At 58.0% G+C, this 18,729-nt stretch carries 15 protein-coding genes; 5 read left to right on the forward strand and 10 right to left on the reverse strand.

The window, feature by feature from the left end:
- The first annotated feature begins 36 nt into the window (after positions 1–36).
- Positions 37–549 (forward strand): RNA pyrophosphohydrolase, encoded by a 513-nt coding sequence (locus ASB65_RS21635; RefSeq protein WP_080570260.1) that lies wholly within the window; start codon positions 37–39, stop codon positions 547–549.
- Between the two features lie 42 nt (positions 550–591).
- On the opposite strand, the gene bfr is transcribed toward ASB65_RS21635, so the two are convergent.
- The 4 genes from bfr to ASB65_RS21655 form a co-directional block, all read right to left on the reverse strand.
- Positions 592–1,077, reverse strand: coding sequence for a bacterioferritin (gene bfr / locus ASB65_RS21640; RefSeq protein ID WP_003505236.1), 486 nt, complete (start codon positions 1,075–1,077; stop codon positions 592–594).
- Positions 1,043–1,354 carry a (2Fe-2S)-binding protein gene (locus ASB65_RS27690; RefSeq protein ID WP_003505234.1) on the reverse strand — a complete coding sequence of 104 codons (312 nt, stop codon included), beginning with the start codon at positions 1,352–1,354 and terminating at the stop codon, positions 1,043–1,045. Before ASB65_RS27690 ends, bfr begins: the two co-directional genes overlap by 35 nt.
- 267 nt (positions 1,355–1,621) lie before the next feature.
- Entirely contained in the window at positions 1,622–2,347 is a 726-nt protein-coding gene (gene phbB / locus ASB65_RS21650) for an acetoacetyl-CoA reductase (RefSeq protein ID WP_060725465.1), read from the reverse strand.
- Positions 2,348–2,518: 171 nt separating this feature from the next.
- Positions 2,519–3,700 (reverse strand): acetyl-CoA C-acetyltransferase, encoded by a 1,182-nt coding sequence (locus ASB65_RS21655; protein ID WP_003505229.1) that lies wholly within the window; start codon positions 3,698–3,700, stop codon positions 2,519–2,521.
- A gap of 243 nt (positions 3,701–3,943) precedes the next feature.
- On the opposite strand from ASB65_RS21655, the gene phaR reads away from it, so the two are divergent.
- Positions 3,944–4,519: a polyhydroxyalkanoate synthesis repressor PhaR gene (gene phaR, locus ASB65_RS21660; protein ID WP_003520279.1), complete on the forward strand. Its 576-nt coding sequence runs from the start codon at positions 3,944–3,946 to the stop codon at positions 4,517–4,519.
- A gap of 60 nt (positions 4,520–4,579) precedes the next feature.
- Here the strand turns inward: phaR and ASB65_RS21665 are convergent, their stop codons facing one another.
- Together ASB65_RS21665 and ASB65_RS21670 are read right to left on the reverse strand one after the other, a co-directional pair.
- Positions 4,580–5,956: an MFS transporter gene (locus ASB65_RS21665; RefSeq protein ID WP_060725336.1), complete on the reverse strand. Its 1,377-nt coding sequence runs from the start codon at positions 5,954–5,956 to the stop codon at positions 4,580–4,582.
- Positions 5,957–6,064: 108 nt separating this feature from the next.
- The gene (locus ASB65_RS21670; RefSeq protein WP_060725337.1) at positions 6,065–10,825 is read right to left on the reverse strand and encodes an NAD-glutamate dehydrogenase; all 4,761 of its coding nucleotides are present in this window, start codon (positions 10,823–10,825) and stop codon (positions 6,065–6,067) included.
- Between the two features lie 541 nt (positions 10,826–11,366).
- Between ASB65_RS21670 and ASB65_RS21675 the strand changes: the two genes are divergently transcribed.
- A complete protein-coding gene (locus ASB65_RS21675) occupies positions 11,367–11,936 on the forward strand; it encodes a CarD family transcriptional regulator (protein WP_003505223.1) in 570 nt (189 codons plus the stop codon).
- 72 nt (positions 11,937–12,008) lie between these two features.
- Here ASB65_RS21675 and ASB65_RS21680 read toward each other — a convergent pair whose 3' ends face one another.
- Positions 12,009–12,512 carry a L,D-transpeptidase family protein gene (locus ASB65_RS21680; protein ID WP_031233964.1) on the reverse strand — a complete coding sequence of 168 codons (504 nt, stop codon included), beginning with the start codon at positions 12,510–12,512 and terminating at the stop codon, positions 12,009–12,011.
- A gap of 286 nt (positions 12,513–12,798) precedes the next feature.
- On the opposite strand from ASB65_RS21680, the gene ASB65_RS21685 reads away from it, so the two are divergent.
- The gene (locus ASB65_RS21685) at positions 12,799–13,482 is read left to right on the forward strand and encodes a response regulator transcription factor (RefSeq protein WP_003505216.1); all 684 of its coding nucleotides are present in this window, start codon (positions 12,799–12,801) and stop codon (positions 13,480–13,482) included.
- 151 nt (positions 13,483–13,633) lie between these two features.
- Positions 13,634–14,089, forward strand: a complete 456-nt coding sequence (locus tag ASB65_RS21690; protein ID WP_031233965.1) for a cyclic nucleotide-binding domain-containing protein — start codon at positions 13,634–13,636, stop codon at positions 14,087–14,089.
- 21 nt (positions 14,090–14,110) lie between these two features.
- Here the strand turns inward: ASB65_RS21690 and ASB65_RS21695 are convergent, their stop codons facing one another.
- From ASB65_RS21695 to ASB65_RS21705, 3 genes are all read right to left on the reverse strand, one after another.
- Positions 14,111–14,914 (reverse strand): exodeoxyribonuclease III, encoded by an 804-nt coding sequence (locus ASB65_RS21695; protein WP_060725338.1) that lies wholly within the window; start codon positions 14,912–14,914, stop codon positions 14,111–14,113.
- A 161-nt stretch (positions 14,915–15,075) separates the two neighbouring features.
- Positions 15,076–15,801, reverse strand: coding sequence for an outer membrane lipoprotein carrier protein LolA (locus tag ASB65_RS21700; RefSeq protein WP_050816428.1), 726 nt, complete (start codon positions 15,799–15,801; stop codon positions 15,076–15,078).
- A gap of 50 nt (positions 15,802–15,851) precedes the next feature.
- On the reverse strand, positions 15,852–18,518 hold the full coding sequence (locus tag ASB65_RS21705; protein ID WP_020810585.1) for an FtsK/SpoIIIE family DNA translocase: 2,667 nt from the start codon (positions 18,516–18,518) through the stop codon (positions 15,852–15,854).
- Positions 18,519–18,729: the final 211 nt, after the last annotated feature.

Genomic DNA, 18,729 nt, shown 5'->3' on the forward strand with positions numbered 1-18,729 from the left:
CGACCATTTCCGGCGTTGAGACAGTGCGGGTTTCCCATGACAATCAAAGCAGAAGATTTGCCTTACCGTCCCTGTGCGGGAATAATGGTTCTGAACGCTCGAGGCCTCGTCTGGGCCGGTCGGCGTATCAAGGAAGGCAATTCCGAATATGACGGTTCACCGCAATTGTGGCAGATGCCGCAGGGCGGCATCGATGACGGCGAAAGGCCTTTGACGGCCGCCATTCGCGAACTCTACGAAGAGACGGGCATGAAAACGGTGAGCCTGCTTGCGGAAGCGAGCGACTGGATTCACTATGATCTGCCGCCCGAACTGATCGGTATCGGCCTCAGGGGCAAATATCGCGGGCAGGCGCAGCGCTGGTTTGCGTTCCGCTTCGAGGGCGATGAAAGCGAAATCCAGATCGATCCGCCGCCAACCGGGCACACGGCCGAATTCGACGCATGGGACTGGAAGCCGATGGAAATCCTGCCGGAGCTCATCGTGCCTTTCAAGCGGGCGGTATACGAAAAGGTTGTGGCGGAGTTCCAGCACCTTTCCGGCAAATAAAAAAGGCGGCCTGGGCCGCCTTTTCTGTCCTGTCGCCAGTGCTTATTCCGCTTCGTTGGCGGAATCGGCATTGAGCTGGCCGTATTTCTCTTCGCCGATCTTGCCGAGCAGTTCGAGCTGGGTTTCGAGAAAGTCGATATGGCCTTCCTCGTCGATCAGCAGTTCTTCGAAAAGCTTCATGGAGACATAGTCTCCGGCCTCATAACAGATATCGCGCGATTTCTTGTAGGAGGTGCGGGCGTCATATTCGCCGGCAAGGTCAGCTTCCAGAACTTCCTTGACGTTCTGGCCGATGCGCAGGGGCGAAACCGTCTGAAGGTTGGGATGGCCTTCAAGGAAGATGATGCGTGCGACCAGCTTGTCGGCGTGCTGCATTTCCTCGATGGATTCAGCACGTTCCTTTTTGGCGAGCTTCGTGTAGCCCCAGTCTTCCAGCAAACGATAGTGAAGCCAGTACTGGTTTACCGCACCGAGTTCGAGAAAAAGGGCCTCGTTAAGCCGCTCGATGACTTTTTTGTCGCCTTTCAATGTCCGCTCTCCTGTTCTCTTCATGGAATTGCTTCAGGCGGGACATAAAATCAAAAACATCGGCCTCAGTCGAGTGGCGACGGGCATGATATTCTTCAGTCGTTTTGATGATCAGGTCGACAACGGTCGGGAAACAGCCGCAGCAGCGGCCGCGTTTTTCCATGGCGTGATACACTTTTGCAGGGACGATGAGCTGCCAACAGTCCTCGTCGAGGAGCTCGTTAATGACGTCCCGGATATCGTGATCAGTGATGTAATTGCAGCTGCAAACCAGCATGATGGACTGCCTGTATGACGCAACACGTTGTTTTCATTCTTAAACCAAAACAGGACAGCCAATGTCAAGAAAAACCTATTAATGAGTCGCCAAGGGTTTTCTAGACTCATTCTAAACTATACAAAAACTATCGTATTTTCATTGGTTTAGGCGGCCTTTCTTTCCTGTCTTTCATCTTCAAGTTTTTGTGCGGCGCAAATTTATCGAAGCCGAGATCACGGAAAGTTTACTGAGTTCAGGCGGCCGGCAGGGCGGCGATGGATGGCCTCAGGCGAAATATTGTCCGCCATTGGCCGTCATGGTCGAGCCGGTGATGAAGCCGGCCTCGTCGGAAACCAGAAACAGAACGCAGCGCGCGATTTCTTCTGGTTCACCCAACCGTCCTACGGGAATTTGCGGCACGATCCGTTCGGCCAGAACCTTTTCCGGGATCGCTCTTACCATCTCCGTGCCGATATAGCCGGGGCAGATGGCGTTGACAGTGATGTTGCGGCTGGCGCCCTCCTGGGCGAGCGCCTTGGTGAAGCCGATATCGCCTGCCTTCGAGGCGGAGTAGTTGGCCTGCCCTGCCTGTCCCTTCTGGCCATTGATGGAGGAAATATTGACGATGCGACCGAAGCCGCGGTCGCGCATGCCCGGCCAGACGGGGTGCGTCATGTTGAACACGCCGGTGAGGTTGGTGTCGATTACCTCGCGCCATTGCTGCGGTGTCATCTTGTGGAACATCGCATCGCGGGTGATGCCGGCATTGTTGACGAGGACTTCGACAGGCCCCAAAGTCTCTTCCACCTTCGCAATGCCACTGACGCAGGCGTCATAGTCGCGCACATCCCACTGGAATGCAGGGATGCCGGTTTCTTTCTGGAATGCTTCCGCCCTGTCCGTCGTGAAAGCGTAATTGACGGCCACGCGGTAGCCGGCCGCCTGCAGGGCGCGGGCGATTGCGGCGCCTATGCCGCTCGTCCCGCCGGAAATCAAAGCAACCCGGCTCATATCGGCCTCCATGACCTGTCATTGAAGCGCCTGCATATGCGAGGATGCTTCCATATCTTGCAGAAGTTTTTCGTCGCGCTCACCGGCCACAGAAATGCGGCCAATGGGAGGCCGCTTCTAACCTATTGCACGCCGAACCGGAATTGCTTTTTGACAAGTCAGGCGGTGGTTTCAGAGTGCTTCGATGCACATGGCGACACCCATGCCGCCGCCGATGCAGAGCGTTGCGAGGCCCTTCGACACGTTGCGGCGGCGCATTTCGAAAATCAGGGTGTTAAGGACGCGTGCACCGGAGGCACCGATCGGATGGCCGATGGCAATCGCTCCGCCATTGACGTTGACGATATCAGGATCAAGGCCAAGTTCGCGCACCACCGCGCATGACTGGGCTGCGAAGGCTTCGTTGGCTTCCACAAGGCCAATATCGCTGATCGACCAGCCGGCCTTGGCCAGCGCCTTGCGAGAGGCGGGAATGGGGCCGGTGCCCATGATCTGCGGATCGACACCTGCCGTCGCCCAGGACGCGATACGGGCCAGCGGCTTGATACCGCGTTTTCCCGCCTCCTGTTCCGACATCAAAAGCGTGGCGGCGGCACCATCATTCAGACCGGAGGCGTTGCCCGCCGTCACGGTGCCTTCCTTGTCAAAGGCGGGGCGCAGCTTGGCCATCGTTTCCAGTGAAGCGCCAGCGCGGATATGTTCATCCGCATCGATGACGATATCGGCCTTGCGGCCTTTGACCGTGAAGGCAACGATCTCGTCAGTGAAACGACCGGCATTCTGCGCGGCTTCGGCCTTATTTTGCGATGCGACCGCAAATTGGTCCTGTTCATCGCGGGAAAGCTGCCATTGGCGTGCGATGTTTTCAGCAGTGATGCCCATGTGATAGCCGTAAAAGGCGTCAGTCAGGCCGTCTTTCAGCATGGTGTCGATCATCTTGAAATCGCCCATCTTCACGCCGCCGCGCAAATGGGCGCAGTGGGGCGCCATGGACATGGATTCCTGGCCGCCGGCAATAACGATGGCCGCATCGCCGGTAACGATCTGCTGCATGCCAAGGGCCACGGCGCGCAGGCCGGAACCACAGAGCTGATTGAGACCGAAGGCGGTTGCTTCCTGGGGAATTCCGGCCTTCATCGCCGCCTGCCGCGCCGGGTTCTGCCCTTCGCCCGCCGTCAGGACCTGACCGAGAATGACTTCATCGATTTCGCCAGCCGCGACGCCGGCGCGTTCCAGCACGGCGCTGATGACAGTCGCCCCCAGTTCATGGGCTGGCGTATTGGCAAAGTGGCCATTGAAAGAGCCGACTGCGGTGCGCGCGGCGCTGGCAATTACGATTGAAGGCAGGGTCATTAGTTTTCTCCTCACTTGCGGGCGGAGACTGGCAAAGCTTTCAATACAAGTCAAATGGCGAAAGTTGCTTTAAAAGATGTTGCTAAATCACGCTGGAATCTTGCGGAAAATTGCTGCGCAAAAAACAAACTGTTGCGATGCACAAAACATTTGTCAGAGGGCTTGTTTTGCGCATACACTTTGCGGTGGGAAGAGCAATAACACCAAAAAACAAGAAAATACCATCATCGCGAGGAGGCGGGCATGGCGAAACACGACGGCGAAACAATCATTAAAAAATACGCCAACAGGCGGCTCTATAATACCGGCACCAGTACCTATGTGACGCTTGATGATCTGGCGCAGATGGTCAAACGCGGCGAGGACTTCAAGGTTCAGGATGCCAAATCATCAGAGGATATTACCCACGCGGTCCTGACGCAGATCATCGTCGAACAGGAGGCCAAAACCGGCAATACGCTGCTACCGACGGCGTTTCTGCGGCAATTGATCTCCTATTACGGCGACCAGATGCAGATGGTGGTGCCGACATTTCTCGAACATTCGATGAAGACCTTCTCCGATCAGCAGAGCCAGATGCAGGAGCACATGGCCAAGGCCTTCGGCGACGGTTCGCTGGCGCGCAATTTCCAGGCGCCGCTGCAGATGATGGAAGAGCAGATCCGCCGTAACACCGAACTCTTCCGCCAGGCGATGCAGGGCTTCACGCCTTTTGCGATGCCGCAGGCGCCGAAAGAAACCCGCAAACCGAATGCATCCGAAATCGATGAGCTGAAGGCGCAGTTGCGCGCATTGCAGCAAAAACTCGACCAGCTGTGATTCTACCGCATTCTGGCCGATGCTGGATTTGATCACCGCATCGGCTGCTGCTTGGGACTTTCAGCCCGCCGCTCTTTCCGGAACGCGCAACAGCAGCAGGAAACCTGCCCCCAGAAATACGATGAGCGTCGCCATGCCGATATGGGCGGAGCCGCTTATATAGGTGGCTATGGAAAATGATAGCGTCGCCATGAAACTCGTGGCGCGCCCGGAAAGCGCATAGATGCCGAAATAGCGGCCCGCCTCGGCCACGGTGATGTTGCGTGCGAGATAAGAGCGCGACGAGGCCTGAACCGGGCCAAAGGCAAGGCCGATCAAAACGCCGTAAAAGAGATACGCCTTTTCCGCACCGGTGGCGAAGATGCCGCCATTGTCAGCGGTTGATAATTGTATCCAGCCGAACAGGGTAGAGCCCTTTTCCGTGGAGACGATGCCCAGCGTGGCCAGCAGCAAAAGCACCAGGCTGATGAGGATGGTGACGCGTGACCCCAGTCTCTGGTCGACGCGCCCGGCGGCAAAGCAGCCCGCGATGGCGACGACATTGAGCAGAATGCCAAAAAGGCCGATTTCCATCGTCGCCCAGCCGAACATGCCGGCAGCGAAAGCCCCGCCCAGAATGAGAACACCATTGACGCCATCCTGATAGAGCATGCGTGCGATCAGAAACCGTAACAGCGTGGGGCGGTAGCGAAGCTCACGGAGCGTGATCTTCAGTTCCCCTAATCCCGAGCGGATCGCGGCTGCGAAGGGCAGCCCCTTTTCAGCATCAGGAGTGAGAAGAAACATCGGCAGAATGAAGATGAGATACCAGAGCGCGGCGAGCGGACCGGTTATTCTGGCATCTTCGCCGGTTGCAGGATCGAGGCCGAAAAGCGGCTTGATACCGGCAATGGTCACCCCGGTCTGTGGGTTGGCGGCCAGGAGTGTCACCACGGCAATCAATACCACCATGCCGCCGAGATAACCGAGCCCCCAGGCGAGATTGGAAATGCGCCCGACATTTTGCGGATTGGTCAGCCGCGGCATCATGGAATCGTTAAAAACGATGGAAAATTCCGCCGCGATGGAGGCGAGGATCATGCAGACGATGGGCAGGATGAGCGGCGAACCCGGAGCGGCAAACCAGAGGAAAAAGAGGCTGGTAATCTTGATGACGGCGAAAAAGGCTATCCAGGGTTTGCGTGCGCCCGACTGGTCGGCGATGGAACCGAGAATGGGTGAGAAGAGAGCGATGATGATCGACGACACCGTCGCCATGTTGCTCCATGTCGCCTGCGCCGAAATCGGATCATCGGTGAGCCGGGCGACGAAATAAGGCCCGAAAACGAAGGTTGTGACAACAGTGAAAAACGGCTGTGCCGCCCAGTCGAACATCACCCAGCCCCAGATGCCGCGTTTGGCAACCACTGTTTCCGCATTGGGGGAAGGGACAGTCATTCATCGTCCTATCGGAAAATCGGGAAATAAAAGGCGCGATGCCGGTGCATCCGTCTTGCCTGCGCCATCCGGGCCGGTGACCCGGATGGCGTTTTTTAAGGTTGCCGCTCAGCGTGCCTGAACGATATCGCCAAGCAGCCCCGCCGCGACCGTCAGACGGGCAAGGTTGGTATCGCCGCTGTCGCTGAGTGCGCCGAGTTCAGAGACGATGCGGTTGACCCGCACGCGGTCTGCCGCATACCAAGCCTGAACCGGGTCCTTTTCCTTGGCATATTCCGTCAGCGCGGAGATGACGATCCGTCGTCTCGACGAGGAAATCTGGTCCTGGCTGCGCAGGAGAGCCAGACTCTCGTAATGATCCGCCGGTGTGATGCGCTGGCTGGCATCCAGCAGACGCGCGACACGGAAGGTCGAGGAGACGGTGGCGTAGCTTTCGGCGGCGCGGGCGAGCGTCGTGCCGGCACTTTCGGCGATGCGCATGATTTCAGGCACATAAACCAGCAGCGAAAGCGTATCCAGTTCCTCCAGAAGAGCTGAGGGAACGCCGTCGATTTCCGTGACGCCAAGCTCTCGGCGATATTTCGCCGCCGCTGGCGACAGCGTCTTGATCGCGGTTTTCAGACGCTCGATCTCGGTCGCCATGTCGCCCGTCGCCGCGCCCGCGCTCCCGGTTTGCAGGTAGAGCCGGCTCGCATCCGAGAAGATGCGGGTGATGGTGGCATAAAGCCCGTTCTGGACTTCACCACCCACCTTGCCGTCCAGCGCGTCGACCTCTCCCCAAAGATGTTTGAGACCGAAACCATCCTCGACGATCACCGCCGCCTTGACGACATCGGCCGCAAGCAGACCGCTTGCGTCAGCAAGTTTCTGCACGAAACCAGGGCCGCCGCGATTGACCACCGCATTGGCGAGTGCGGTCGCGACGATTTCGCGGTGCAGACGATGCGCCTTGATATCGTTGGCATAGTTCTTCTGCATCTTGGCCGGGAAATAATCGACCAGCAGATGCTGGAGATAGGGTTCGTCCGGAAGCGGGCTTGCCACCAATGCGTCGAACAGGGTTAGCTTGGCATAAGACAGAAGCACGCCGATTTCCGGGCGGGTGAGCGGTTTGCCCGAGGCATATCTTTCGCTGAGTTCGGCATTGTTCGGCAGGGTTTCCACCTTGCGGTTCAGCTGTCCGGTTGCCTCCAATGCGCTCATCAGGCGGCCGAGCTCTTCCCGGTTGGCGAGCCCCAGCCGCTCCGTCAACGAGATCGCCAGGGATTGCAGGTAGTTGTTGCGCAGCACGAGCTGCGCCACTTCCGGCGTCATGGAAGCGAGAAGCTGGTTGCGTTTCGGCATCGTCAGGCGACCACTATTAACGGCGGAGGCCAGTGCGATCTTGATGTTGACCTCGACGTCGGAGGAATTCACGCCCGCCGAATTGTCGATCGCGTCGGAATTGCAACGCCCGCCCGCGAGCGAATAGGCGATGCGGCCCTTCTGGGTGATGCCCAGATTGGCGCCTTCGCCGATGACTTTCGCGCGCAGCTCTGTTGCATTGACGCGGATGGGGTCATTCGCCCTGTCGCCCACTTCGGCATTGGTTTCCACCGCCGCCTTGATGTAGGTGCCGATGCCACCGAACCAGAGAAGATCGGTTGGCGCTTTCAGGATGGCGGTCATGATCTCGAAAGGCGTGGCGACCGATTTGTCGATGCCGATGGCAGCCACGGCTTCCGGCGTCAGCGTCACCGATTTTTCGGAGCGCGAAATGATCATCGCGCCGCCGGAGAGGGCCGAACGATCATAATCCTGCCAGCTGGAACGCGGCAGTTCGAAAAGCCGCTTGCGCTCGGCAAAGGACTTGTCGGTATCCGGATCCGGGTCGATGAAGATGTCGCGGTGATCGAAGGCCGCAATCAGCCTGATCTTTTCCGACAGCAGCATGCCGTTGCCGAAAACGTCGCCGGACATATCACCCACGCCCGCCACGGTGAATGGCGTGGTCTGGATGTCGGTGCCCATTTCACGGAAATGTCGTTTTACAGTTTCCCATGCGCCGCGCGCGGTGATGCCCATCTTCTTGTGGTCGTAACCGGCCGAGCCACCCGATGCGAAGGCATCGTCCAGCCAGAAGCCGGCGTCGTGGGCAAGACCGTTCGCCGTATCGGAGAAGGTTGCTGTTCCCTTGTCGGCGGCGACAACGAAATAGGGGTCGTCGCCATCGAGCCGCAGCGTATCGGCCGGTGGCACAATGGCATCATCAACGATATTGTCGGTGATGGACAGCAGGGTGCGGATATAGGTCTTGTAGGCCTCGCGGCCGGCATTAAAGACCTCGTCGCGGGAGCCGCCGGCGGGCAGGCTCTTCGGGAAGAAGCCGCCCTTGGCGCCAACAGGAACGATCACCGCATTCTTGACCTGCTGCGCCTTGACGAGACCGAGCACTTCCGTGCGGTAATCCTGGCCGCGATCCGACCAGCGCAGACCACCACGTGCGACCTTGCCGAAGCGCAGATGCACACCTTCGACCTCGGTTCCATAAACGAAGATTTCGCGGAAGGGGCGCGGGTCGGGCAGGCCATCAAGATGTTTGGGATCGAACTTGAACGCCAGAATGTCACGCGGCGTGCCATCGGCGTTTTTCTGGAAGTAGTTGGTGCGCAGCGTCGCGTCGATGGCGTTGACGTAACGTCGGAGGGTGCGGTCCTCATCGAGATTGGGAACGCCGCTCAGTGCCGCTTCGATTGCCTTGTGTATCTCGGCGAGTTTCTTCACCCGCTTCTTTTCCTCAACAGACGGATCGAAGCCGGCCTTGAACAGCGCGAAAATATTCCGCGAAATATCAGGATATTTATAGAGCGTTTCGGAAATATGCTCCTGTGAATAAACGATGCCGGTCTGGCGCAGATAACGGGCATAGGCGCGCAGGACGGAAACTTCGCGAACTGTCAAACCGCTGGTGAGGATCAGGCGGTTGAAGTTGTCGTTATCGACCTTGCCGGAGAAGGCGGCAAGGAAGGCTTCTTCGAGCTTCGGTCCGTAATGCGGCAGATCGAGCGTCGTGCCGGCTGCGACGGAGAGTTCCATATCGTGCAGAACGATATCGCGCTTCTCGCCATCTGAAACCACGCCGATGTCGAAGGTGCGCTCACTGATGACGTTGAAGCCGAGATTCTCGAGCAGCGGTACGCGGCGCGAAAGCGGCAGGTGACCGTCGCGGTGGAAGATTTTCAAGGACAGCGTGTCGGCCGACTGGCCTTCCTGCTGGTAAAATTCGATGCGGACCGGCTCACCCTTCGCGGCACCCAGAATATCGGGCATGTCGCCGATCGCCTCTTCCGGCGTGAAGGCCTCCTGATAGGCCTGATCCACCTCCAGCACCGGCGCACCGGGCTCCGACAGGGCAATGAAGTGGTCTATCCAGCGCGCTGCAATATCGCTGACGGCGTCTTCGAGCTTGTCCTGGGCAATGCGTGGGGTTTTACCTTCCGTGCGGCCGACGATGAAGTGCACGCGGGCGACGGCGCCTTCGGGGAAGGCGGGGTAATAGGCGGAAATATGCCCGTCATAGACCCTGCTCAGATAATCGCCGATCTTCTCACGCACATAGGAATTATATTCCTCACGCGGAACGAAGATGATGGCCGAAACGAAGCGGTCGAAACGGTCGATACGCGCAAGCACGCGCACGCGCGGCCGGTCGCTCAGTTCCATGATCTGCTCAACGAAGCGGATCAGAAGATCCGTTTCGATCTGGAAGAGATCGTCGCGCGGGTAGGCTTCCAGCGTGTTCTGCAGGATGCGGCCGGAGTGGCTGTTCGGATCAAAGCCGAAATGCCGTTCGACTTCCGCGACCTTGGCGCGCAGCAAGGGTATCTGCTTGACCGAGCGCGTGTAGGCGGTGGCGGGGAAGAGGCCGACGATGCGCAATTCGCCGATGACATTGCCGTCCTCGTCGAAGCGTTTGATGCCGATATAATCCATATAGGCGCGGCGGTGCACGATGGATTTCACGTTGGCCTTGGTGACGATGAGGAAATCCGGGCCGTCGAGGAAGGCAAGGATTTCCGGGGTCGTCGTCACGGCATTCTTGCCGAGACGCAGCACGCGCACATCCGGATCGCTGAGACTGCCGAGGCCAACGCCGTCGCCGCGTTCGATCTTCGCGTTCTTTCCCTTGCCGGAATAGGTATAGTCACGCATGCCGAGGAAGGTGAAATTGTCATTGCGAAGCCAGTTGAGGAATTCAACCGCTTCTGTCCGTTCCGTTTTGCGCCGCGACGAGCCGCGCTTGGACAATTCGTCCAGCGCCTCGTCGAGTTTCGCCAGCATGGGCCGCCAGTCGCGATAGGCTGACTGGACCTGCGTCAGTACGAAGCGCAGCTTCTCTTCCAGCGCTGCGGCGGCCTGCTGCGTGAGCGGCGCGATATGCAGCTGGATGAGGCTGATATTTTCAGCGGGATCATCCTCCGGTTCCGCAAGACGATAGCCTGCCTGCGCGCTTTCGTCGCGCACCAGTATCGGGTGCACGGCGAGATAAAGGCCGCGATAGCTGCTGGTGACCTCGCCCATGACGGAATCATAAAGGAAAGGCATATTGCGGCCGATAATGGTCAGAACCGTTACCGGAATGTCCCGCGGTGAAACGCCCTCCACCTGGGAGATGCCGATGTACGGAACCTCTCCCGTCCAGTGCGAAAGTGCCTGGAAACTGTGGGCCGCGCTCGCCGCCAGCATCTCTGCGGAATAATATTCTATATCGTCCGCACTTGCCCTTCCATAAAGAATACCTGGATCAAGAAATTGGACATTTTCGGCAATTGCCTGCTGGCGCGCTTTTTCGATCTGTTTTTCGCGTTTTGGATTGTTTCTATAGCCCATTTGACGTGGATTCCTCCAAAAATCACACTTTAATATAAAAAAGCATCGCCAATTTGCGGATTTTGCCTTTTCAGTCGAATCGGATATTGGCGTGGAATTACGAAGAGTTTAAGAGGCTTTCGTGTTTCTGCAGTTTGGAAACGAAATTTTTTTGCTCCTTTTGCCATGAGGCCTGTCACGAAGCATTTTGACAGTATTTCTGCGGCTAATTTTTAGGCGGTTCTTTGGCCGCCATGTGATGTTGCGGCCACGGTCGAAGCAAATTATTGATTTGCGCCTATTTTTGTGGTACACCAACGACACTGATCCACAGCGTGGCATTTGTGTGCCCAAAAACACCACGAAAGCAACACCTCTTTTGCACGCGGTTTCCGTGACATATCGAGCGTTTACGTTATCGAACCCCGCAAGACGGGAAGGTGTGTTTTTGCGTGCACGGCTGGACCAGTGCGGAGTCACCTGACGGTTCCCCCGTCTCATCAGGGCCTGACCGACCCAACCCCGGCATCCCCGGGTATGTAACAGGGAGTTTTTAGAACGAATGACGACCCAGCAGAAGAAATCTCCAGCACATCACGGTTTCAAGACCGGTGAAGCGATTGTGTATCCCGCTCATGGTGTCGGTACCATTTCTGCAATCGAGGAACAAGAAGTTGCCGGCATGAAGCTTGAGCTTTTTGTCATCGATTTCGAGAAAGACAAGATGCGTCTTAAAGTTCCCGTCGCAAAAGCCGTCAGCATCGGCATGCGCAAGCTTTCCGAAGGCGATTTTGTCGAGCGGGCGCTGAAAGTGGTGCAGGGCAAGGCGCGTGTGAAGCGTACCATGTGGTCGCGCCGCGCGCAGGAATATGATGCGAAGATCAATTCCGGCGATCTCATCGCAATTGCGGAAGTTGTGCGCGATCTCTACCGTGCGGAAAACCAGCCGGAGCAGTCCTATTCCGAGCGTCAGCTTTATGAGGCTGCGCTCGATCGCATGGCGCGCGAAATCGCCGCCGTCAACAAGATGTCGGAAACCGAGGCTGTTCGCCTGGTGGAAGTCAACCTTGCCAAGGGCCCCAAGCGTGGCAAGACCGTTGAAGAGGACGATTCTCAGGACGAAGCCGCTTAATATCAGGCTTTTTCCTTCTAAAAAAACCCGCCTTAATGGCGGGTTTTTTGTTGGCTGCTTGCAGGCTCAACGTCACAGGATGCGGATCTTTGTGTCCTTGCGCAGATACGGTAGAATGCGGCGCATGTCTCGGGGGTGCAGGGCGACGCAGCCTGCGGTCGGCTCATATCCCGGTCGGATCAGATGCATGAAGATAGCCGAGCCGCGGTTGCGGCTTCTCGCGGTGATGTTCCAGTCAAGCACCAGGCAGACGTCGTAGAGGCCGTCCTTGCGCATCATTTCTTCATGGCTCAGGGCGAAGGGCGCCTTGACCAGCCTGTTATAATTGGCGTTGCGTGGCTCGTCGCACCATAACATGGACTTCCGTGTTCGCTGCATCGGCAACGCCGTGGCGATGCCGGGAAGGCGGTCGCCGCGATAGAACCCGTGCAGGAGGCGCGTGGTGGAAATGGGGGATTTTCCGTCTCCCTCGCGTTTCAGTGCGGTGCGGCCATTACGACCGATCGCGGCTGGAAAAGTGAGGTGTCCGAGCTGGACGATGGCGCGGCTGATTTTCGAAGGGGCTGGCCGAACCATGAGCGTCGATGCGCGTTTACGTTGTCTTGCGGGCTGTATGCTCATGTTTTTCACGAGATTTTGCTTTGCAGGTTATTTAACGTGAAGTCATAGCACTTCGTTATATCAAGGCAATGGGTTGACCTTTTATCGGCAAACCGCTGAATTGGCTGATAATTGGAGCGCCAGGCGTCTTTTCGGACGCCCCAGGGACGCTCTAACTCTTTTAAACTACGCATCGTGCTTCTCGAAAATCGAACCTGATTTTTGGGCTGGTGCGCTAAAGTAAGAAAGGCTGAGAATCCGAATGACGGCTCGCACTATCCTTCTGGTGGACGATGACGACGATCTTCGGGAGACGCTGACCGAGCAATTGTCTCCCTATGAGGAATTCTCGCTTTTGAGCGGCGCAAACGCCGCACAGGCGATGCAGACCGCCAAGACCGCTCAGGTCGATCTTTTGATCATGGATGTCGGCCTTCCGGACATGGACGGCCGTGAGGCGGTGAAGCTGTTGCGCAAGGGCGGCTTCAAGGCGCCGATCATCATGCTGACTGGGCACGACACTGATTCCGATACTATCCTTGGGTTGGAAGCTGGTGCCAACGACTATGTGACGAAACCTTTCCGTTTCGCCGTGCTTCTGGCGCGTATCCGGGCGCAGCTGCGCCAATACGAGCAGAGTGAAGATGCGGTTTTCACTGTCGGCCCCTATCAGTTCAAACCCAGCCAGAAGCTGTTGACGACGGAGGATGGCAAGAAAATCCGGCTGACGGAAAAGGAAGCGGCGATCATCCGTTATCTCTACCGCGCCGGCAGCACCGTCGTGACACGCGACGTCCTGCTGGAGGAGGTCTGGGGTTACAATTCCGGGGTGACGACACACACGCTCGAAACGCATGTCTATCGTCTGCGCCAGAAGATTGAACGCGACCCGTCCAACGCTGAAATTCTGGTCACCGAGAACGGCGGATACAAGATCGTTCCCTGAGCAGGGACCTTGTTGCGCCTTTCATATGTCGTCGTTGAAGCTCACGCCGCGCGTCCGAAAAGGCGCGCGGCGTTCTAACACCTTGTATTTTGAGGACCGATATTGGAAAACCGCTATAGTGATGCAGGCGTTTTCCGGAGTAACGATCGACATGGCCTTGACGGACGATATCATGCTGCTGGGGCAAGTGCCGTTGTTTGCAGGGTTCAGCGATGACCAGCTGCGGCTCATCGCCTTCGGTGCGGAACGCCGCCGTGTATCTGCCGGGCAGACATTGTTCCGGGAGCACTCACCGGCCGAATGCGCCTTTGCGGTGACATCGGGCCATTTCGAGCTTTTCACGGCCGGGAGGGATGGCAAGCCCGTACTGCAGGCGACGCCCGGCAAAGGGGCGCTGCTTTCGGAGCTGGCGCTTTTCACGCTTTGCGAAAGAAAGTTCACTGCCGTCGCGGCTGAGGACTCCGAAGTCATCCGCATAACGCGCATCCTCTTTCACCGGCTGGTGGAGGAGTTTCCGGAAGTGGCCGATATCGTATCGGCGCGTATTCGCGACAATATCGCGTCTTTGGCGGCGGGTGCGGCCAGGTTGCAGAACCGCTTCGTCTGACGCCAAGTCAAACGCGCCGGCTCAAAACCGGAACTGGGCGGTGACCGGAACGTGGTCCGATGGCCGGTTCCAGCCACGGGCCTCGCGCAATATGTCGATTTTTTCAAGCGAGGGGCCGAGATCCTGCGAAGACCAGATATGGTCAAGACGGCGGCCGCGATCAGCCGCCTCCCAATCCTTGGCGCGGTAGCTCCACCAGGTGTAGATCTTTTCAGTCTCAGGCACGTTCAGACGCATCAGATCAAGCCAGTTGCCCTGCTTCATGATGTCAAGCATCCCCTCGGTTTCGACAGGCGTGTGGCTGATGATCTTCAGAAGCTGCTTGTGGGACCAGACGTCATTTTCGAGCGGTGCGATGTTGAGATCGCCGACGAGAATGGACGAGGTGCCGGGCACGCCATCGGCACGCAGCGCCTTCATTTCCTCGATGAAATCGAGCTTGTGGCCGAATTTCGGATTGATTGAGCGATCCGGCTCGTCACCGCCCGCCGGCACATAAAAATTATGCAGCCGCACACGGCGCGATCCAACCTGGAAAATCGCGGAAATGTGCCGCGCGTCACCGATTCCGCAATAGTCCTGTCGATGATCTTCGGTCAGCGGAATCTTCGAGGCGATGGCGACGCCGTGATAGCCCTTCTGGCCATGGATGATGACGTGCTCATAACCCAGCGCCTTCAGCGGTTTCATCGGAAACTCGCCATTCGGGCATTTCGTTTCCTGCAGGCAGAGAATGTCGGGCTTGTAACGCACCAGAAACTGCTCAACGATCGGCATTCTGAGCCTGACCGAGTTGATGTTCCAGGTGGTTATCGAAAACGACATGCATGTGCTCCGCTTTTATTGCCGCGAACCGCATGGCCCGTGACATGTTTCCGGGGCGCAGGCTTATAACATCGCGATGAAAACGGGAATTTATTTTAGCGCTAAAATGAAAAAGGCGACCGCTGGGCCGCCTTTCGAAAAGTTTCCGTGGGCCTGATGCCTCAGCCGCCTTTACGGACTTCCTCATAATTGATGCTGAAGACGCGTTCATCAAGGTTTACGCCGGTCTGGACGTTGAAGATCATGACCGTCGTGTCCTTGTTCTGGGCGTCGGTCGTCGTCCATTGCCTCAGGTCGAAGGTCTTCGGATCGAACATCAGGGTAATGGTGGAATCGCCGAAGACGCTCTTGTCGCCCAACACGATTGTGGTCAGGTCCGATTCTTCCTTCACGTTCCGGACCTTCTGGTTGCCGAGATCGATCTTGTCGGACAGAAGCAGGCTGAGCGGCGTCTTGGAGAGCGGATAAAGATCCCATGTCTTCAGCTTCATATTGCCGATGACGACGTTCCTGCCGTCGGCAATGACGCGCATGGGCGAAGGGTCCTCATAATTGAAACGAAGCTTGCCGGGCCGTTCGATGTAAAACTTGCCGCCGGTCTGCTCACCACGCGGGCCGAACTGGACGAATTCCCCCATCATGGTTTTGACCGACGAGAAGTGATTGGCGATTTTCTGTGCGGTCGCGCTATTGCCGGCCGCCTGGGCAAAGGCGTCAAGCGGCGACAGGCCGGCGATCACCGCGGCCATGGAAAATGCCGTCAGCACGCCACGTCGCGTCACGCCGTTTTGCGTTGCGTTTGCGTTGGCCGTTTCGCCGGTGGTGAGGTCGTTCATTCTATTCTCCTTCATCGCAGCGATTGTCCGCATAAAAGGCGGCGGCTTCATGACGTTGAAAGCGTGGAATAACGCTTCTCCGCCCCGCTTGGTTGCGGACGTTACCGCTCGATGATGTCTGCTTCCGTTGGCACGAGGATTTCGCGTTTTCCGGCGTGATTGGCGGGACCGATGATGCCTTCCTGCTCCATGCGTTCGATCAGCGAGGCGGCGCGGTTGTAACCGATGCCGAGACGCCGTTGCACATAGGAGGTGGAGGCTTTGCCATCGCGAAGCACGACGGCCACGGCCTGATCGTAGGGGTCTTCGGAATCGGAGAAGTTGCCTGCGCCGGCCGGGCCGCCGGCATTGCCTTCCTCGTCGTCTTCCTCGGTAATCGCTTCCAGATATTCCGGCGACCCTTGTGTCTTCAGATAGGCGACGATTTCTTCGACTTCATTGTCGGAAACGAAGGGGCCGTGTACGCGCTGGATGCGCCCGCCGCCCGCCATATAGAGCATGTCACCCATGCCGAGCAGCTGTTCGGCGCCCTGTTCGCCAAGGATGGTACGGCTGTCGATCTTCGAGGTCACCTGGAAGGAGATGCGGGTTGGGAAGTTTGCCTTGATCGTGCCGGTGATGACATCGACGGACGGACGCTGGGTGGCCATGATTACGTGGATGCCGGCGGCACGCGCCATCTGCGCCAGGCGCTGCACCGCGCCTTCGATGTCCTTGCCGGCAACCATCATCAGGTCTGCCATCTCGTCGATGATGACGACGATATAAGGTAGTGGCTTCAGGTCGAATTCTTCCGTTTCGTAGATCGCCTCACCAGTCTGGCGGTCGAAGCCTGTCTGGACCGTGCGGGTGAGGATTTCACCCTTGTCGAGCGCCTGCTGCACGCGGCTGTTGAAGCCGTCAATGTTGCGCACGCCGATCTTCGACATTTTCTTGTAGCGCTCTTCCATCTCGCGCACCGTCCACTTCAAAGCCACCACGGCCTTTTTGGGATCGGTAACGACCGGAGAAAGCAGATGCGGAATGCCGTCATAGATCGACAGTTCGAGCATTTTCGGATCGATCATGATCAGGCGGCACTGCTCCGGTGACATGCGGTAGAGCAGTGACAGGATCATGGTGTTGATGGCAACCGACTTGCCCGAGCCGGTGGTGCCGGCGACCAGCAGATGAGGCATCTTGGCAAGATCGGCGATGACGGGTTCACCGCCGATGGTCTTGCCGAGCGCCATGGCGAGCTTCGCCTTGCTGTTTTCGAAATCGCGGCTGCCGATCAGTTCGCGCAGGAACACGGTTTCGCGCGTCTGGTTCGGCAGTTCTATGCCGATGGCGTTGCGACCGGGAACGACGGCGACACGGGCGGCAATCGCGCTCATGGAGCGGGCGATGTCATCAGCAAGACCGATGACGCGCGAGGATTTGATGCCGGGCGCCGGTTCCAGTTCGTAAAGCGTGACGACCGGGCCGGGGCGGACATGGATGATTTCGCCCTTGACCCCGAAATCCTCGAGAACGCCTTCCAGAAGGCGGGCGTTCTGTTCCAGCACTTCCTCGCTCAGCATATTGTCGCGAACGACATTCTTCGGTTCTGCCAGAAGATGGACGGTTGGCAGCTGGAAACCGTCTGCGGCGATGAAGGAGGCCTGCGCCTCCCTTGCCACGCGCTCGCTGGGCTTCGGTCGTGCGGAAGGTGCTGTTATTCTGGGCTGTCCGCGTCCCGGCACCTGTCTGGCGGTGAATTTCTGGTCGGCCTCGTCGTCGGAGAGAATGCCGTCCGGCAGCCGGCGTTCGTCCGCGTCGAAGGGCGGTTCGTTATCCATGTCCTCGTCATGACCGAGCGCGATGGATGGAGGTGACATCTGGCGACGCGATGCGGCGCGTTCTTCGAAAGACGGCTCTGCGCGCTGGTCGAGGCGGTTGATTGCGGTCTTGAGGCGAGAAGGTTCGTTCAGCGTGCCGAATTCATATTCGTTGAAGTCATAGGGATGTTCGAACTCATCGTGCAGGGACTTCGACTTCAGGCCGAACAGGCGGCGCAAGCGCGCCTGGGTGATGTACCAATAATGCGTAAGCGCGCCGAAGGCGAGCATATTGGTGAAGAAGCCTTCGCCGTCGTCTTCGTCATCCTCTTCGACTTCACGGGCTGCGCGGGCCTTGCTGGTGGTGACCGGAGCGGCTTCTTCCCGCTCCAGTTCATCGTCCAGGCCGCCCACAATACCGGCGGCAAACAGCATCAGCCAGGCAGCCGGTGCCGCGAATATGACACCCAGTACCGTGGCGATCGTGCCGGTGGGGTAAGCGCCGATAAAAAGGGCGGGAAAACGCAGGATCATGTCACCGATGACACCGCCGATGCCGTTCGGAAGCGGCCATGTGACGGGGGCAGGAAAACAGCCGAGCGAGGCGGCGCAGACAATGGCGCCAGCGATCCAGGCCACGAGGCGGACGGGTATGCGGTGGAATTTACGATTGGCGATCAGCGCGATCGCCCAGGCGATGACCGGGAGAAGCGAGATGATTGCGGAAAGCCCGAGGAACTGCATCACGATATCGGCGAAAATCGCACCACCGTAACCCAGAAGATTGGTAGGCTGGTTTCCTGTCGCATAGGAGAGGCTCGGATCCGCCACATTCCATGTGGCGAGTGCGGCAATGCCCAGCGCGATCGTGGCCAGCATAGCGAAACCGGCCAGAGCCATGATCTGACGCACGAAAAACGCCGTCAGCACGAAGCGTGTGTGACGACCATCGAATGTCGGAGAATGCATTCTGCCCATGTCCCTGAACCCGTCGCTTTTCTTGGTTTCGGCAAGATTCGGCTGGTGACCAAATCCCGGATTGACAGGGAAAACTAACCGCTTGCTGGTTAATGTCGTATTAACCATGCGGTTTTTTGAGCGTTCACGGGTTTGCGTCAAAGAAAAAGGCCCGCCGAAGCGGGCCTTCTTTTGGGAGAGGGGATGGAGAACCCCTCTTCCG

Origin of the sequence: Agrobacterium tumefaciens str. B6, assembly GCF_001541315.1 — a bacterium.
Lineage (GTDB): Bacteria > Pseudomonadota > Alphaproteobacteria > Rhizobiales > Rhizobiaceae > Agrobacterium > Agrobacterium radiobacter.

Excerpts from the sequence above, each read along its gene's own strand:
- ASB65_RS21635 (WP_080570260.1), top strand. The coding sequence starts at position 37 with ATGACAATCAAAGCAGAAGATTTGCCTTACCGTCCCTGTGCGGGAATA.
- ASB65_RS27690 (WP_003505234.1), bottom strand. The coding sequence starts at position 1,354 with ATGCTGGTTTGCAGCTGCAATTACATCACTGATCACGATATCCGGGAC.
- phbB (WP_060725465.1), bottom strand. The coding sequence starts at position 2,347 with ATGAGCCGGGTTGCTTTGATTTCCGGCGGGACGAGCGGCATAGGCGCC.
- ASB65_RS21655 (WP_003505229.1), bottom strand. The coding sequence starts at position 3,700 with ATGACCCTGCCTTCAATCGTAATTGCCAGCGCCGCGCGCACCGCAGTC.
- phaR (WP_003520279.1), top strand. The coding sequence starts at position 3,944 with ATGGCGAAACACGACGGCGAAACAATCATTAAAAAATACGCCAACAGG.
- ASB65_RS21665 (WP_060725336.1), bottom strand. The coding sequence starts at position 5,956 with ATGACTGTCCCTTCCCCCAATGCGGAAACAGTGGTTGCCAAACGCGGC.
- ASB65_RS21670 (WP_060725337.1), bottom strand. The coding sequence starts at position 10,825 with ATGGGCTATAGAAACAATCCAAAACGCGAAAAACAGATCGAAAAAGCG.
- ASB65_RS21675 (WP_003505223.1), top strand. The coding sequence starts at position 11,367 with ATGACGACCCAGCAGAAGAAATCTCCAGCACATCACGGTTTCAAGACC.
- ASB65_RS21680 (WP_031233964.1), bottom strand. The coding sequence starts at position 12,512 with ATGGTTCGGCCAGCCCCTTCGAAAATCAGCCGCGCCATCGTCCAGCTC.
- ASB65_RS21685 (WP_003505216.1), top strand. The coding sequence starts at position 12,799 with ATGACGGCTCGCACTATCCTTCTGGTGGACGATGACGACGATCTTCGG.
- ASB65_RS21690 (WP_031233965.1), top strand. The coding sequence starts at position 13,634 with ATGGCCTTGACGGACGATATCATGCTGCTGGGGCAAGTGCCGTTGTTT.
- ASB65_RS21695 (WP_060725338.1), bottom strand. The coding sequence starts at position 14,914 with ATGTCGTTTTCGATAACCACCTGGAACATCAACTCGGTCAGGCTCAGA.
- ASB65_RS21700 (WP_050816428.1), bottom strand. The coding sequence starts at position 15,801 with ATGAAGCCGCCGCCTTTTATGCGGACAATCGCTGCGATGAAGGAGAAT.
- ASB65_RS21705 (WP_020810585.1), bottom strand. The coding sequence starts at position 18,518 with ATGCATTCTCCGACATTCGATGGTCGTCACACACGCTTCGTGCTGACG.